Raw genomic sequence first — 16,199 nt, forward strand, 5'->3', positions numbered from 1 at the left:
CTCCAGTGGATACCCCACCGCGTGCTACTACAGCCGTGTGAGTACCCGACCCCAAAAACATTCCTTCCTCCTTCGGTGAGTAGTAGAAAAAATGGAGGTTGACGGACGAGATGGAACAATTCAGATTACCTAAAATTCCGATTCCTGCGATGGAGCTGCCGCGGGCGGTGCAGGACGTGCTGGCGGAAGCGGAGGTCAAGCTGGCTCACCGTCCCAAGCTGCTGCAATTGTTTAAAAATTGCTTCCCGAACACGCTGGCGACGACGACGAAACGGATGGAAGACGGAACGACGTTCATTATTACCGGCGACATTCCGGCGATGTGGCTGCGCGATTCCGTAGAGCAAGTGATTCATTACGTGCCGCTGGCGAAGAACGACCCGGACCTGCAGCAACTGATCGCCGGGCTGATTAAACGGCATATTCAATATATCCATATCGATCCGTATGCCAACGCCTTCAACGAATCGGCGAACGACTGGCACTGGAATACGACGGACGAGACCGAAATGTCCCCGTGGGTGTGGGAACGCAAATTCGAGCTCGATTCGATCTGCTTTTCGATGCGCTTGGCTTACAAGTACTGGAAGGAAACGGAGCGGACGGACATTTTCGACATGAACTTCAAGTCCGCGATGCGCAAAACGGTCGACCTGTGGAAAACGGAGCAGCGCCACTTCGAGCTGTCGCCGTACCGCTTCATGCGCAATAACGACGTGCCGACGGATTCGCTGCGCAACAACGGCCTGGGCATGCCGGTGAATTACACGGGAATGATCTGGTCCGGCTTCCGTCCAAGCGACGACGCCTGCGATTTCCACTACAACATTCCGTCCAACATGTTCGCGGTCGTGACGCTGCGGCAGATGCGCGAGATGGCCGAATGGGTGTTTCGCGATCTGGCGTTCGTCGACGAATTGAAGAAGCTGGAAGCGGATGTCGATCACGGCATTCAGCTGTACGGCATCTACCGCCATCCGGAGTTTGGTCCGATTTACGCTTACGAGACGGACGGCTTCGGCAACTACTGCCTGATGGACGACGCCGGAACGCCGGGACTCATGTCGATTCCGTATATCGGCTACACGACGCCGGACGACCCGATTTATCAAAATACGAGACGGTTTGCCCTAAGCAAGCAGAATCCGTTCTATTACGAGGGCAAAGTAGCCAAAGGCATCGGCAGCCCGCATACGCCGCCGGATTATATTTGGCATATGGCGTTGTCGATGCAGGGGCTGACGGCGGTCACCAAAGAAGAAAAGCTTGAAATGCTGGCGATGCTGGAAGCGACGGACGCGGATACCGGCTTCATGCATGAAGGCTTCCATGCGGACGACCCGACCATCTTCACGCGCAGCTGGTTTGCATGGTCCAACAGCTTGTTCTCGCTGCTTGTATACGAAGCGATGAAGGATGGGATTGTATGACACGGCCGATCGTCATTTTCTACGATCCGGGCTTTCCGCTCGGCGAAGGGATGCAGGTCGATGCTGGACTATTGCAGGGTGTGGGGCAGGTTGTCCCGGCGGACCGCTTGGCGGAGGCGCTGAGCTCCGCCGAGGGCGGCTGCTTCGTCAACCTGCATGCGCCGTATTTTCCGAAAGCCGCTTGGCCCGCGATTCTCGGCTTTCTCCGGCAGGGCGGCGGGCTCATTAGCGCCGGAGGCGCGCCGTTCAAGCACCCGGTCCGGGAGGAGAACGGAGGCTGGCATGTGGAAGCCGAGCAAACCGCTTACCATCAGCAGCTTCATATTCATGAAGCGCTCCGGGTCGATGCGGCGTCGGTAGAGAAGCTGGCCGCCACAACCGACATTCCGCTGCTGGCCGGCAAGGAAGCGCTGCTTACGATAGCGGACACGTGGAATCTGGTGCCGCATGTCACGAAGAGCAGCGATTTGCCGCATCAGATGGGCTCCGCCGGACCGATGGACACGCATATTTATCCGCTGTTGAAAGGCATCTCGGCCGAAGGTCGGGAGGTGGCTGCGCCGGTCGTGCTCTGGGAGCAAACGAAGGGCCCCTTCGTCGGAAGCCGCTGGCTGTTCGTTCATTTGCCGCTGACCGCAGCATTCTGGAACGAGGGCGGGGCCAAAGCGCTGAAGGAATGGGCCGCGTTTTGCGCCAAAGGCGTGACCGAGCTGTGGATCAAGCCGAACTACGCTTCGTACGAACCGGGCGAACGGGCGATGCTTACGCTGCAAACGCAGCGGATCGGGCGCGGGACCGGGGCGGGCGACGGGGCTTGGAAATTCTCGGTTTCCCTGGAGCACGAGGCAGGGCAAGCCTCCTGGAAGCACCGCTTTGAGGCGGACGTCACGGAGGAGCTGAATATTCACCGCATTTCCGTCCCGCTTGACATTCAGAGCGGCTTTTACCATATCGTCTGTCAGGTGCAAGCGCCGGACGGGGAGACGCGCATCCTGCGGCAGGGCTTCTGGGGCATGGACGCCAAGCTGCTGGCCACAGGCACGCCGGTCAGCTGCGGCCGGGACTATTTCGTCAAGGACGGACGTCCGCTACCGGTCGTCGGGATGACATACATGACATCGGACGTGGCGCGCAAGTTTTTATTCCTGCCGAATGCGGCCGTATGGGACCGTGACATGGCGCAGATGAGGAAAGCCGGGATCAACTGGATTCGGACCGGCATCTGGACGGCGTACCGCAACATCATGCAGGTCGACGGGCACGCTTCCGAAGAGGTGCTGCGCTCGATCGACGCCTTCCTGCTTACGGCGAAGAAGCATGATTTGCAGGTCACGTTTACGTTCTTCTCGTTTACGCCGGAGCCTTGGGAAGGCCTCAACCCTTACCTCGATCCGCGCAGTGTGGAAGCGCAGAAACGGTTCGTGCGTTCGATCGTCTCGCGACATCGGGACACGAAGCATGTCGACTGGGATTTGATCAACGAGCCGTCGATGTTCGATCCGCCGCAAATTTTCTCCGACGGCCCGCGGTCGTGCCGCGATCCGTTCGAGCTGGCGGCTTACCGCGAATGGCTAAAACAGCGTCACGGCTCGATTGCGCGGCTGCAGGAGCGCTGGAACATGTCGCCGGAGCAGCTTCCGAATTTTGAATCGGCTGTACCGCCGGAGCCGGAAGAGATCAACTTCAACGTGCAGGATATGCACCAAGGGAAAAAAGGCACCCGCTGGCTCGACTACGCGCTGTTCTCGATGGAGATGCACAACCGGTGGGCGAAGCAGCTCTACGACGCGATCAAGGACGTCTGCCCCGACCATATGGTCGTCGTCGGGCAGGACGAAGCCTTGGGTGCGCAGCGGCCGTCGCCGTTCTTCTACGCGGAGGCGTCGGATTACACGACCGTTCACTCGTGGTGGCTGAACGATCATCTTGTATGGGACGGCATCTTTGCGAAGACGCCGGATAAGCCGAATCTCGTGCAGGAGACCGGCATCATGTACGTCGAGACGCCGGACGGACGGGCGAAGCGATCGGAGATGGAGCTGCGCAGCATCCTGGAGCGCAAATATGCCTATGCTTTCTCGACGGGCGGCGCGGGGGCGGTTCATTGGATTTGGAACACCAATTTCTATATGGACAATGCCAACGAATCGCACATCGGGGCGCTGCGGGCGGACGGAACGGAGAAGCCGGAGGCGGACGTTTCCTATGACTTCGGCCGCTTTATGGACGACATCCGGGACTTGTTCCAAGGCCGCAAGCTGGAGGAGGTCGCCGTCGTCTTCCCGTATTCCAACGACTTTTCCAACAGGAAATTGGCGTTCGATGCGACGACCCGTCTGACGCGGATGCTGTCCTACGAGCTGAAAGTTCCTTTCCGCGGAGTCGGAGAATACCATCTGGATTCACTTGCAGAAGTGCCGGCGAAGCTGATCATCCTGCCGAGCGCACATAATATAGATAGCGAAGCGTTTGCGAAATTGATCGCCATTGTACGGGCTACCGGAGCGACGCTGCTCGTCACCGGTCCTCTCGGGCTGGATGCCTACTGGCAGCCGGAAGAGCGTCTTAAGGATACGGTCGGCTCTTACCGTCCGGCCAACGTGCGGCGCGAAGAAATGCTGGAGCTCGACGGCCGCTTGCTGCCTGTTTCGTTCGGACAGCGCCGGATCGCCGAGGTGGCGAAGGAAGTTCGGACGGACGAGGCTGCAGAGGCGAAAGCCGACAAGCTGATCGACGTTCCGCTCGGTTCGGGGCGGCTCCTTTGGTGCCCGCTGCCGGTCGAATTGAACGAGCGCGCCGAGCCGCTTGCGATGCTGTACCAACACGCGCTGACGGCGGCGGGCTTCCGCGCGGAGCTGGAATGGCTTCGCGGGGGCGGATTCCCGGGCGTGTACGGACGGAAGCTCGCTTTCCAAGACGGCGCACTGTTCGTCTTCGTGTCCGAATTCGCCTTCGATACCGATGTGGAAGTGAAGGACCCGGCTACGGGACGCCGGTATTCGTTTGTGCTGGAGAAAGAGCGTTCGGTGCTGTTCGCGGTCGACCGGGAAGGCCGCTTGAAGTCCGTGTACCGGCCGAAGGAAGTTCATATCCAAGTGACCGGAGAGTAGTCCGGGGAGGAGGCGTCACAAGCCATGAGCAAAAAAAGAACCGCGCATATCATTTCCCATACGCACTGGGACCGGGAATGGTATCTGCCTTATGAAAAGCATCATATGCTGCTGATCCAACTGATGGACACGCTGCTTCATACGCTCGAGCGCGATCCGGAGTTCAAGAGCTTTTATTTGGACGGCCAGACGATTATTTTGGAAGATTATCTTCAGGTCCGGCCGGAAAAAAAGGAGCAGCTTGAAGCGTACATCCGGGAAGGACGCATTCATATCGGGCCTTGGTACATTTTGCAGGATGCATTCCTGACGAGCAGCGAAGCGAACCTGCGCAACCTGCAGATCGGGCATCAAGACGCTGCGCGGTATGGGACGATCGCCAAGGTCGGCTATTTCCCCGACACGTTCGGCAACATGGGGCAGGCGCCGCAAATTTTGCGCCAGGCCGGTATCGACAACGCGATGTTCGGCCGCGGCGTTAAGCCGACGGGCTTCAACAATACCGTGTCCGATTCGGACTACGAATCGTCGTTCTCCGAGCTGCTCTGGGAAGGCCCGGACGGCTCGCGGGTACTTGGCATTTTGTTCGCGAACTGGTACTGCAACGGGATGGAGGTTCCGACGGACGAGAAGGAAGCGAAGGAGTACTGGGAGCGGAAGCTGGCGGATGCCGAGAAATACGCTTCCACCGGGGAGCTGCTGTTCATGAACGGATGTGACCACCAGCCAATCCAGCAGGACTTGTCCGAGGCGATCCACACGGCGCGGAAGCTGTTCCCGGACACCGATTTCGTCCACTCGAACGTGGCGGATTATTTGCAGGCCGTGAACCGGTCCTTGGACCGGGAGCTGTCCGTGGTGAAGGGCGAGCTGCGCAGCCAGCGTACGGACGGTTGGTCGACGCTGGTCAATACCGCGTCCGCCCGCATTTACTTGAAGCAGATGAACCAGCGGGGGCAAGCGCTGCTGGAGAAAGTGGCCGAGCCGCTCGCGTCCTTCGCGCACTTGCTGGGCAAGGAGTATCCGCACCACTTGTTCACGTACGCTTGGAAAACGCTGATGCAAAACCACCCGCACGACAGCATCTGCGGCTGCAGCGTGGACGAGGTGCACCGCGAGATGGTGACCCGCTTCGACAAAAGCCGCCATGTGGCGGAGACGATCGTCGACGACAGCAAGCGCGTCATTGCGGAAGCGGTCGATACGTCCGTCTTCGCCCGCATGGGTGCGGAGGCGCGTCCGCTCGTCGTCTTCAATACGACGGGCTGGGATAGAACCGGAGTCGTCACCGTGGAGCTGGACGCGGAGCGCTTGTACTTCCGCGACGGCTTCCCGCTGGACGAGATGAGCCGCCGCATGCAGGCGCTCGACGTCTCCGGCCGCACGCTGGTCGATGCGGAAGGCCGCGTCGTGCCGTTCACGATGCAGGATCTGGGCCTGCAGTTCGGCTACGACCTGCCGGACGACAAGTTCCGCCAGCCGTATATGTGCCGCAGGGTGAGCCTCACCTTCGAGGCGCAGAACGTGCCTGCGCTTGGCGTTGCCGCGTACGCGTGGCTCAAGCCAGCCGATCCGGCTTCGTCTCCGGCTGCCGATGCCGCTTCGCTGCTGAACGGCGACCGGGTGATGGAGAACGCCCTGCTTCGCGTCGAGATCGCGGAGGATGGTTCCCTCGCTGTGACGGACAAGCAAACGGGCCGCACGTTCCGCGATTTGGGCGTGTACGAGAATACCGGCGATATTGGGAACGAATATATGTATAAGCAGCCGAACGGCGAGACGGCGTTGACGACGAAAGGGCTGAAGGCGGATATCCGCATCGTCGAGGATACGCCGTACCGTGCGACGGTGGAAATCGTGCACGAATGGTCGGTTCCGGCATCCGGCGATGCCGTGTTCGAGCAGGAGAAGCGGGAGTTGGTCTATTTCCCGCACCGCCAAGGGCAGCGCGTCAAGGAGATGGTGCCGCTCACGATCCGCACACAGGTCAGTCTGAGCCGCAGCGGCCGAGGTCTCGAGCTGCAGGCGTCCTTCAACAACCAGGCGAAGGATCACCGGCTGCGCGCGCTCTTCCCGACCGACGTGGAGACGGCGGTACACCGCGCCGATTCGATCTTCGAGATTGCAACGCGGGACAACGAACCGGCGGCCGAGTGGGAAAATCCGAGCAATGCGCAGCATCAGCAAGCGTTTGTCGACGTAAGCGGAGCAGGGGCGGGCCTCACGATCGCCAACCTCGGGCTTCAAGAGTACGAAGTGTTGCGGGACGGACGCAATACGATTGCCGTCACGCTGCTTCGATCCGTCAGCGAGCTGGGCGATTGGGGCTTGTTCCCGACGCCGGAGGCACAATGTCTCGGCGAGCACACGGTGCGGATGGAGATTATTCCGCACAGCGGCGACGGTTCGGCTTCGGGCGCTTTTGCCGAGGCGTACCTATTCCAGATTCCGTGGACGGTTTGCCAAACCGGCGTGCACGGCGGTTCCATCGCTTCGGGCTATGCCCCGTACCGCTGGGAAGGCGGCGCGCTTGCGTTCTCGTCCATGAAAGTGAGCGAGGCTTCCGGCGATCTCATGCTGAGATGGTTCAACATGGAAGCGGCCGGAACGGAGCTGGGGCTGCATTCGGCCCGCGGCGCGGAATCGGTCTACAAAAGCAACGTCTTGGAGGAAGCGGGAGCGCTCGTTTCGGAGGAGCCGAGCCTGTCTTTACCGGTCGGTCCTTACGAGATTGTCACGCTGGGCGTTAAGCGTAAATAAGATCTATGCTGCCAAGCAGTCTAAACCTCGAGAATCGGGGTTTAGGCTGTTTTTTTTTGTGTTTGCTTTTCCAAAAAAGACACTTGAAGTACACATCGCGTTCTTATAATGGAAGAGATGATGAGAACGGAGGCAAAAAGCATGAATCCACAGCAATACCAGCCGGCTTCTGCAGACGGCCAAAAACAGCTTCAACAATTTCGCAGCTTCATCGAATCGCTGCAAGATCCGGTTTACCGGCTTGCGCACCGGCTGCTCCAAGACCGCGAGCTTGCGGCGCGGGAAGTGGAGCGTACGTTTGTCGAGCTGTATCGCAGACATGCGGAGGAAGGGTTTGAGCCAACGAACAGTTCCATGAGGACGGCTGCCTACCGGGTGCTTATTCACCGGTGCAAAATGGCCAAAGCTTCGACCAATCGCAGGCTGAAGCCGGGCAAGCTCGGACCCCGTACGATCCTTGAAGCCGTCGATGCGCTGCCGGATGAGGTGAAGCTGATCGTATCGCTGAAGTACGAATGTCAGCTATCCTACGAAGAGATAGGGGAAATTCTGGAGATGTCCCCGGAGCGTGTAAAAAAAGGCGTGTGGCGCAGCAGGGAACGGTTAAGCGAATGGATGGAGGAGCCCCGCTCCCCTTTGAGCTTCGGGATAATTATGCATTAATCCAAGACCTTGGGACAGTGAATCTTCCGTACAGGTCTTGGATTTATTTTTTTCTCGAAGCCTGTTGCTATCTTCGGTTTTGCCATCAGAACACTGCGGCAACGAGTTTCACGATGTTTTCCATTGCTTCGTTAATGATCTTTTGCGGCGTCATGAATTTGACTTCCAACAGGACCAGGGTACCCAATACAAGAATAGACACGGTCAACAACGAGTACATCGCGATTTCTTTTTTTAGACCGGAGCTCAGTAATCGGGGCAAATCCTTAAGACTTAAGCATACCATGGCGATTACAGCCGCAAAAATGATCATCGGGTCACTTGCCTCCCACTCGCTGCAATAGAGCGCTGCTTGTTACTTTCGTTTCCACGGACACCTGGACATTCAGCGTGGGAAACATGTCGTCCCATTGTTTGCTTATTTTTTTCCAGTCCTGTGGGTAAGCCCGATGAATGACTTCGCCGAACCCGAATACGTCTGTCTTCGCTTCTTTCGCTTTTGCGATCGCCTCTTTAATTTCGGCTTCAATTTTTTCTTTTTTTATGGCTTCCCAGGTATGCATCGGTTTCGGGTCAATCTCATTGTGACTGCACGAAGCCTCTGCTAAATTCCCGCTTTCCTCGATAGTCACTTTTAATAGAAAACGCCCCTCCCGCTTCTCGGCTTTGATGTCCGATTTGGCCTTGAATACTTCAAAAGAAACGCGGTTCTCCGGAGCATCCCCGCTTGTTCCCGGGCACTTGGCGACGATAATGCCGCTCTTTACTTTCCCCAAAACCCACAGTACTCCGCGGGTCTGAATCGGGGTCAAGTAAGTTGCGAGCGTATCCTTTCGAAAAGCAGCCGAGCCGGCAAGGTAGTAGCTTTGCTTGCCCGCTTGATCTCGGATGATCTTTACGACAGGGAGTAAGATACCTGTACTGCTTTGGTACATTCGCAAAAAATCGTTTAAGGTGGTGCGCGGCGCTGTGGAGGAAGCCCGGTAAAGCTCCATTAATTCCAGAAGCGCAAGCGTCGGTATTTTTTTCGTTTTCACGTCGGCTTTCAGTACGTCCTCCGCCAGTCCGGGGGTAACGGCCAGCAAAAAATGTCTTCGTTCTTCCGCATCCCGGCTGAAAAACTCAAGTACATGTTTTATTCCTTGCTTGGCCGTTTTCTCGCTAAGGATAAGCATTTTGGTATGAGACCAAAAAAGCTTGTTTGGCGAAGTATGGGTCGCTTTCCGAACCGCATCGAATATCGTTTCGCCTGTGGAGGTGTAAACGAAATAGGGCGGAGTTTTCTCCGACTTGTTTTTGGACATGGCGTCCGTATTGACAACCTGCGTGCTGAATAAGTAGCCCTGCCGGGCCGGATCGATCCCTGCAGCGATCACGAAACCGAGCGATTCGATCTCTTTGCGGTTCCAGCAGCCCGTAAGCCCCACAAGGAGTGTCAGCGCAAGACAAATCCGAGAGGACAGGGTCCTGCTCATAGCGGATGTTTCCTTTGGCGCAGGATGGAAAGCGCCACAAGCAGCGCGGGTAGAGCTGCCTCGATCGTAATGGCATATATGCCGAAGTTGTGGGGAGAAGTACTGTACAGCACATCTGCGAGGCTGTCGAAGGAAGCCACGGCTAAAATCATGGCTAACGCCGCCATGGGAGTAATCAGAAATCGGTACGTTTTAAGTTTCATCCATTCGCCAACTCCTGTCACTCCAGCGTACAAATAGATCGATATTTTGGTAAGCAGCAGGCTGATCCAGGCTGCCACCATGACGGCCTCGATTCTCTCCAGAAACCGGGCGATTGAAATCATGCGTGTTAACGAAAAAACGGCCAACGATAAGTTCGGAGCTTCATTCGCGCCGAAAACTCCAATAACTGCAGCGGATAACAGGATGAGTAATACCATGGCCCCCAAGTTGGCAAGCATCGCGTATCGCATAACCTTGTCCTTGTCATGCACATAGGGATACAGCATCGAGACGAGAACGGCTTCCCCTGACCATGCGATTGGAATTACCGTTCTTTTTAACACCGGCAGCCATCCATCGTCCAATAAGGGAAGCAGCCCATCCAGATGAATCTCTTTGGATACGAGCAAAAGAATGAATACAAGCGTGATGACGGAAATAGGCATCGTAATGTTATTGGCCCTGACGATTCCTTCAAGTCCGCGATGCACGCAAAAAATGGCCGCCAACGTCACATAAAAGATGAAAACCGGAAGCGGTGTTTCCGGCATGAGCGCATTGCTCAGCACTTCGGCGAAGTCTCTCATCAATAGGATGGAGATGTGGAAAAAAAACCACAGGAAAATAAGCGCAAGACCGCTTCCCGCCCAAGGTCCCAGCAATTTTCGGCAAATTCCCACCAACGTTAGGCCAGGATGTCTTTGAGCTAAATACACGTTAAGCCAGACAATAAAAAAGCTGCACAAGCCGGAGATGGCCGAAGCTATCCAGGCATCTTTTGCTCCACCGGAGATTTGGGTAACAACAGGTAAAAAGACGACCATCATTGCAATTCGATTGGCAGCAATGAGAAGGCCGACTTGAGAAGCGCTAATGACCGGTTTGCTGATGCTCTTGGACATGCGGCGATTCCTCCGGATCGAACTCGCTAAAGCCATGCTTTGGTTTTCCGAAGCGGTGATTTCCTCTTCCTATGACGGGCAGGGGCAGCCGAATGAGCGTATCTTTCCAATCCGAATACATCGTATTCGATAATGGGGATAAGAACGGGACGCCAAACGATTTCATCGATGCCAAATACGTCAAGAGAGCCAGTAAAGCAACCGTGATCCCCGGAATTCCCAGGATGGAAGCCAAGATCATGAGCGGAAAACGGATCAACCGAACGGCCGAAGCCAAACCGTAGCTTGGCAGCGAGAACGATGATATGCCGGTAATGGCTACAACGATAACCATAATCGGTGAGACGATCCCGGCTTCAACTGCCGCTTGTCCGATGATCAGCGCCCCCACGATGCTGACAGCTTGTCCCGCGACCTTGGGAAGCCGGATTCCGGCTTCCCTTAATAGCTCGAACGCCGTTTCCAAAATCAAGGCTTCTACGATCGCCGGAAACGGCACATCCGCACGGGCACCTGCAATCCGCAAGGCCAAAGGAGTCGGGAACATTTCTTGATGCATGGTCGTGACCGCGATGTAGAGCGCCGGCGTTACCAGAGATACCAAAAATCCAGTCAGACGAAGCAGACGTAAAAAGGACGCGAACCAAAAGTTTAAATAGTAGTCTCCCGAGGTCGTAAACAACTGCAAAAATACCGTCGGAGCCATGAGGACGAATGGGGTGCCGTCCGTGAGGATGGCAACCCGCCCCTCAAGCAGCATGGCGGCCGCACGGTCCGGTTTTTCCGTTATGTCGATCTGCGGGAATAACGACTTCGGATGATCCTGAATCCATTCTTCGATATAGTTGCTTTCCAGAATGCCCCGGGTGCGGATTTGGCCGATTCTGCTTTTGACTTCCTCGATAAGCGAATCCGGCGCAACTCCCTTCATATAGGCAAGACATAGTTGGGTCTTCGTTTCTTTGCCCAATTCCATACGATCGAAACGCAGCTGTACGTCATTTATTTTTCGGCGGATGAGGGCTATATTGGTGCTCAAATCCTCGATAAACGATTCCCGCGGCCCCCTGATCTCATTCTCATTCGTCGGCTCCTTGACGTCCCTCATAGGCCAACCGGCTGCATTCATGCCAAGCGCTTCGCTATAGCCATCGACCAGCAGAACGGCGTGTCCGCGAAGCAGGGCATCGGTCAGGGCCGACAATGATCCGATTCGCAGGATCGGACTGATTGGAATCACGTTAGCCGCGAGAAGATCCAGCAGGTTCGAGGGGGCGGATTCGGCTTTTCCCACACGGGTGCTAAGAATGGATTCCATGAGCTGACGGTTGATGACGGAGTTCTCTGTAAGGCCTTCGATGTATACGATCGAACCGCGAATTCCGCTATCCCCAATCGATAAGGATCGGAAAATCACATCCGGGCTTTCGCCTAATGTGCTTTTTACTACACCAATCGCTTCTTCAATGGAAGAGGGAATTTCCCGGGAGTCGACCGGTTGCTGAGCAGGCGCGGCTGGTCTCGAGAACGACCGATGTTTATTGAAAAAACGAAATGTCAAGCCGCCGGCCCCCCCTCATGCGCGAACTGGTGCTAGTATTCATCCAAAAGAGGATAATTTATGCATAATGATAAAAAGGACAATAGGCATCGAACATGTTCATACCGCCGCTCCTCCCGGCTGCCGTCGAACGGGACGGTCTGCCGCAGAGCCCCGATAAACGTAGGAAGGCAGCGCTTCGGCGGAGCCCGAAGCTGTTGGTCGGGCTTCGTTTGCCCCGGCAACGGCGTCCGAGATCAAGCTGCGGTGAGGCGACTGACGGCATACCGGGTCCGTCTGGCGTGCATCGCCGGTGAGCAGATAAGCTTGGCAGCGGCAGCCGCCGAAGTCTTCGAAGCGGCGGTCGCAGCTGCGGCACGGCTCCGGCATCCAATCCGTGCCGCGAAAGGCGTTCAGCGCGGCGGATTCGTACCAGATCGAAGCGAGGCTCCGGTCCACGACCGAATCGAACGTGAGCGCCTCGATGCTCGAAGCGGCAGGGCAAGGCAGCACTTTGCCGCTCGGGGACACGGTAAGCGAGATCCGGCCCCAGCCTCCCATACAAGGCTTCGGGAGCTCGGCGTAATAATCGGGGACGACCCAGATCAGCTCCATTTGCTTGCCGATCCGCTTCTTGAGCTCGTCAAACGAGGCTTCGGCCGTCTTCAGCTGCTCCTTCGTCGGCATGAGCGTCTCTCGGTTGACGAGCGCCCAGCCGTAATACTGGGTGTTGGCCAGCTCCAGCCGCGACGCACCCCAGGAGAGGCAAAGCTCGACGATTGCCTCCAGCTCCCCGATATTGTGCCGGTGCAGAACGACGTTCATATTCAAAGGAAGGCCTGCGGCCTGGATGAGCGCGGCGGCTTGCCGCTTCCTGTCGAACGCCTGGAAGCCGGCAATATGGTCGGATAGGCTTGGGGTCGCCGCTTGAAGGCTGAGCTGCAGGCTGTCGACTCCGGCTTCCGCCAACCGGCGGAGGCGCGCTTCGGTCAGCCCGACGCCGCTTGTGATCAGATTCACGAATAGGCCGAGCGAACGCGCCCGTTCAATAAGCAGTTCGGCGTCGGCCCGCAGCAGCGGCTCCCCGCCTGTCAGGTGCAGCTGGACGACGCCCAGCCCGGCGGCTTCCTCCAGGACGCGCAGCCATACGTCAGTGGGCAGCTCGTTGTCCCGCTGCTCCAGCTCCTGCGGATTGGAGCAATACGGGCAGCGGAGGGGACAGCGGTGAGTCAGCTCGGCGGTCAGCGCGTACGGCAAGCTTAGATCCATCGTTCCACCCAGCCTTCCTCCGCGGCCTGCGTTAAAAACTCGGCAATGTCGTCCTGCAGGCCGGTTTGTCCGTACTTCTCCTCCAGCTCGCGCGTCAGTTCCCCGACGGTTCGCTGCCCGTCGCACAGCCGCAGAATCGCTCCGGCGGTCTCATTCAATTGAACGACACGCTCCGGGAGCAGCAGCAGCTCCTGCTTGCGCAGCGCGTCGTATTTCATGCGGGCGGGGGGACGAATGGCCGGCCGTTCCTGCAGCCCCCAGCTCATACGCGGCTCTCCCCGTCCGGGTAAGCGAGCTGCAGCGCATCAAGGAGCGACCACAGCACGTCGCACTTGAACGAGAGTGCGGCAACCGCCCGTTCCTGCTCGCGGCGGGTGCGGCATTCGCGCAGCACGAGCTCCAGTCCGTGATCGGCGTCGCGCGGCGCCTGATGGAGCCGGGTGCGGAAATAATCAAGCCCCTGCGGGCGTATCCACGGATACAAATCCTCGAAGACGACGATGCGCCGGGAGACGAGCGTCGGCGCGAACAGCTCCGTCAGGGAGGAAGCGACGGCCTCGGGCCACGGCTGCAGCCGGCAGAAGTTCACGTACGCGTCGACCGCGAAGCGGACGGCGGGCAGCACGAGCCGCTCGCTGAGCAGGTCCTCGCGGGAAATATGGACGGCTTCCCCAAGGCGAATCCACGCTTCGATGCCGCCTTCGTCCCCCTCGCGGCCGTCGTGGTCGACGATGCGCTGGAGCCAGCGGCGCCGGTCCTCCCGGGTAGGCAGCTTGGCCAGGATGAGCGCGTCTTTGACCGGGATGTTTTTTTGATAATAAAACCGGTTGGCGACCCAGGCCCGAAGCTGCTCCGGGCTGAGCTTTCCCTCGTGCATGCGGATGTGATAAGGATGCTTGTCGTGATACCGCTGCTCGCCGATCCGGCGCAGCCGTATCAAAAATTCGTCGTTCGACCATGACTCGCTCATCGTCATACCTCCAGCTCCATGCCGTCGTATCCGATTTCGATGCCGAGTGCAAGCAGCGTATGGCATTCGGACGACGCGGGATTCAGTATTGGATTGGTGTTGTTGATGTGCACGTAAATTTTACGTGCCGCGGTCAGGCGGGCAAGCCGGTGCAGGCTCCCGTCCGTTCCGTCGATCGGGACGTGTCCCATGTCCCAAGCGGCCAGCTCCGAGACGCCCAGCCCCTTCAGCTCATCGGCCTGCCAGAAGGTGCCGTCCAGCAAAATGCAGTCCGCATCCGTCAGCATCCGCTCCAGCTCGTCCGACCAGGCCTCCACGCCCGGGGCGTAGACGGCTTTGCCGCCGGTCAGCCGGTCCTCTATCCGGTAGCCGACGACCCAAGCAGGGGCTGTGTTCCCTTCGTCCCCATCCAAGCATCCGTAAGCGTAGCGGGGCGCCTTGGACCCGAGGCTGAATGGGGTAACCTCCAGCCTTCCGGCGAACAGGGCAATAGGATCGCCGGGCGTCATTTCCCGCCAGCGCGCGCCCGCGTACGGCTCCAGCATATGGCGGACGGGAAAAGGCCCGGCCAGCGCTTGCATGACCGGACCGGTCGCAAAAATGTCCAACTGCCCGCCCTCCCTTAAACTAAGCAGCCCGATCGTATGATCGAGCTCCGCATCGGTCAGCAGGACCCCCGCGATCGGCGTGCTGCGGAGTCCCGGTCCGGGGCGAAGGGAGGGCTGCGATTCGATCTGCTGGCGGATATCCGGCGTAGCGTTGATCAAGTACCACGCGGCTCCGTCGCTGCTGACGGCCACGCTGCTTTGCATCCGGGTAAGCGCCTGTCCGTCGCGGGCGCGTGCCAAGCGGCAGTTGGGGCAAGCGCAGTTCCACTGCGGAAAGCCTCCTCCGGCCGCCGTCCCGATAATTTTGAGAAGCATCGGTCGTCCCCCTTATAGAAGGGATGCCGGATTTCTCCGGCAACCCGATTGTTGTGTGCTGCGGCTCAAAGAACCGTTTATTTCTGGCAGGCATAACCGGTCACTTCGGCACAGACGTCGATGATTTTAGCTTTTGGCTTGACCCACATCGTCGTTCCCTCCTTCCTCACTCGAATTCCCGGTAAAGTTCAATCCGGCCGCAAGCTGCTGCGGACGGCAGAAAAACGGGCGCATCGGACCGGGGGCCATGTCCACAATGTATCCTATTCGAACGTCAGTGGTGATATGTATTTTTATGGAAAAACGACTCGGGTTTTGTTCAAAAGTATCCTCTTGGATTGTTTGACTAAACCTGTTTTTTAGCTTGGTCGGTCCCGCGCTTCTTCGTTACAATAAAGGGATACCAAACATAGACGAGAAGGAGATATGGTTGAGATGATACATAAGTTGGACATGACGCAGCCTGCCGTGGCCGAGCAAGTGCTTCGGGTGCAGCTTCCGGCCTACCGTGTCGAAGCGGAGCTGATCGGCTTCGACGGCATCCCTCAGCTCCGGGATACGGTCCAGACGATAATGCAAGCGGAGGAGACGTTTTACGGCTATACTGCGGACGGGACGTTGGCGGGGGTCGTGGCGGTCGAAAAGCAGGAGGACGTGCTGCACATTACCCGGTTGGTTGTGCATCCGGATTATTTCCGCAGAGGCATCGGGAGAAGCTTGGTTCAGTACGCGCTTGAATCCGAACCGGGCATCCGCAAATTTGCAGTGAGCACAGGGGCCAAAAATGGTTCCGCAATTTCGTTATACAAGCAATTCGGATTTGCGGAGTCCAAAGACGTGGAAGTCGCGCCCCAAGTGTTCATTACCATATTGGAAAAAGAAGTTAATTAATCCGGCTTGCGGCCGGAAATTATGATGATGCTTAACCCGTCCTTATGGGCTTCATAAGACGG

General features: G+C 57.7%; 14 protein-coding genes. 5 read left to right on the plus strand and 9 right to left on the minus strand.

Annotated features, from left to right (window positions below; translation table 11 throughout):
* Positions 1-110: 110 nt before the first annotated feature.
* From NI000_RS26985 to NI000_RS27000, 4 genes are all read left to right on the plus strand, one after another.
* Positions 111-1,430 (plus strand): glycoside hydrolase family 125 protein, encoded by a 1,320-nt coding sequence (locus NI000_RS26985; protein ID WP_253414459.1) that lies wholly within the window; start codon positions 111-113, stop codon positions 1,428-1,430.
* A complete protein-coding gene (locus NI000_RS26990) occupies positions 1,427-4,540 on the plus strand; it encodes an alpha-amylase family protein (RefSeq protein ID WP_253414460.1) in 3,114 nt (1,037 codons plus the stop codon). Before NI000_RS26985 ends, NI000_RS26990 begins: the two co-directional genes overlap by 4 nt.
* Before the next feature lie 24 nt (positions 4,541-4,564).
* Entirely contained in the window at positions 4,565-7,300 is a 2,736-nt protein-coding gene (locus NI000_RS26995; protein ID WP_253414461.1) for an alpha-mannosidase, read from the plus strand.
* A gap of 141 nt (positions 7,301-7,441) precedes the next feature.
* Complete coding sequence (locus NI000_RS27000; protein WP_253414462.1) at positions 7,442-7,963, plus strand: RNA polymerase sigma factor; 522 nt, start codon at positions 7,442-7,444, stop codon at positions 7,961-7,963.
* Positions 7,964-8,048: 85 nt separating this feature from the next.
* On the opposite strand, the gene NI000_RS27005 is transcribed toward NI000_RS27000, so the two are convergent.
* From NI000_RS27005 to NI000_RS36815, 9 genes are all read right to left on the minus strand, one after another.
* Positions 8,049-8,276, minus strand: coding sequence for a hypothetical protein (locus tag NI000_RS27005; protein WP_253414463.1), 228 nt, complete (start codon positions 8,274-8,276; stop codon positions 8,049-8,051).
* A gap of 4 nt (positions 8,277-8,280) precedes the next feature.
* Positions 8,281-9,438: a Ger(x)C family spore germination protein gene (locus NI000_RS27010; RefSeq protein ID WP_253414464.1), complete on the minus strand. Its 1,158-nt coding sequence runs from the start codon at positions 9,436-9,438 to the stop codon at positions 8,281-8,283.
* Positions 9,435-10,544, minus strand: a complete 1,110-nt coding sequence (locus tag NI000_RS27015) for a GerAB/ArcD/ProY family transporter (RefSeq protein WP_253414465.1) — start codon at positions 10,542-10,544, stop codon at positions 9,435-9,437. The genes NI000_RS27010 and NI000_RS27015 overlap by 4 nt, the downstream gene beginning before the upstream one ends.
* The gene (locus NI000_RS27020) at positions 10,513-12,105 is read right to left on the minus strand and encodes a spore germination protein (RefSeq protein ID WP_253414466.1); all 1,593 of its coding nucleotides are present in this window, start codon (positions 12,103-12,105) and stop codon (positions 10,513-10,515) included. Before NI000_RS27020 ends, NI000_RS27015 begins: the two co-directional genes overlap by 32 nt.
* A gap of 99 nt (positions 12,106-12,204) precedes the next feature.
* On the minus strand, positions 12,205-13,353 hold the full coding sequence (pqqE, locus tag NI000_RS27025) for a pyrroloquinoline quinone biosynthesis protein PqqE (protein WP_253414467.1): 1,149 nt from the start codon (positions 13,351-13,353) through the stop codon (positions 12,205-12,207).
* Complete coding sequence (gene pqqD, locus NI000_RS27030) at positions 13,344-13,619, minus strand: pyrroloquinoline quinone biosynthesis peptide chaperone PqqD (RefSeq protein WP_253414468.1); 276 nt, start codon at positions 13,617-13,619, stop codon at positions 13,344-13,346. The genes pqqE and pqqD overlap by 10 nt, the downstream gene beginning before the upstream one ends.
* A complete protein-coding gene (gene pqqC / locus NI000_RS27035) occupies positions 13,616-14,323 on the minus strand; it encodes a pyrroloquinoline-quinone synthase PqqC (protein ID WP_253414469.1) in 708 nt (235 codons plus the stop codon). The genes pqqD and pqqC overlap by 4 nt, the downstream gene beginning before the upstream one ends.
* 2 nt (positions 14,324-14,325) lie before the next feature.
* Positions 14,326-15,246: a pyrroloquinoline quinone biosynthesis protein PqqB gene (gene pqqB / locus NI000_RS27040; protein WP_253414470.1), complete on the minus strand. Its 921-nt coding sequence runs from the start codon at positions 15,244-15,246 to the stop codon at positions 14,326-14,328.
* 126 nt (positions 15,247-15,372) lie between these two features.
* Complete coding sequence (locus NI000_RS36815; RefSeq protein ID WP_301292716.1) at positions 15,373-15,495, minus strand: hypothetical protein; 123 nt, start codon at positions 15,493-15,495, stop codon at positions 15,373-15,375.
* A gap of 186 nt (positions 15,496-15,681) precedes the next feature.
* On the opposite strand from NI000_RS36815, the gene NI000_RS27045 reads away from it, so the two are divergent.
* Positions 15,682-16,137, plus strand: coding sequence for a GNAT family N-acetyltransferase (locus tag NI000_RS27045; RefSeq protein ID WP_253414471.1), 456 nt, complete (start codon positions 15,682-15,684; stop codon positions 16,135-16,137).
* Positions 16,138-16,199: the final 62 nt, after the last annotated feature.

The organism is Paenibacillus tyrphae (genome assembly GCF_024158745.1).
GTDB lineage: Bacteria > Bacillota > Bacilli > Paenibacillales > NBRC-103111 > Paenibacillus_G > Paenibacillus_G tyrfis_A.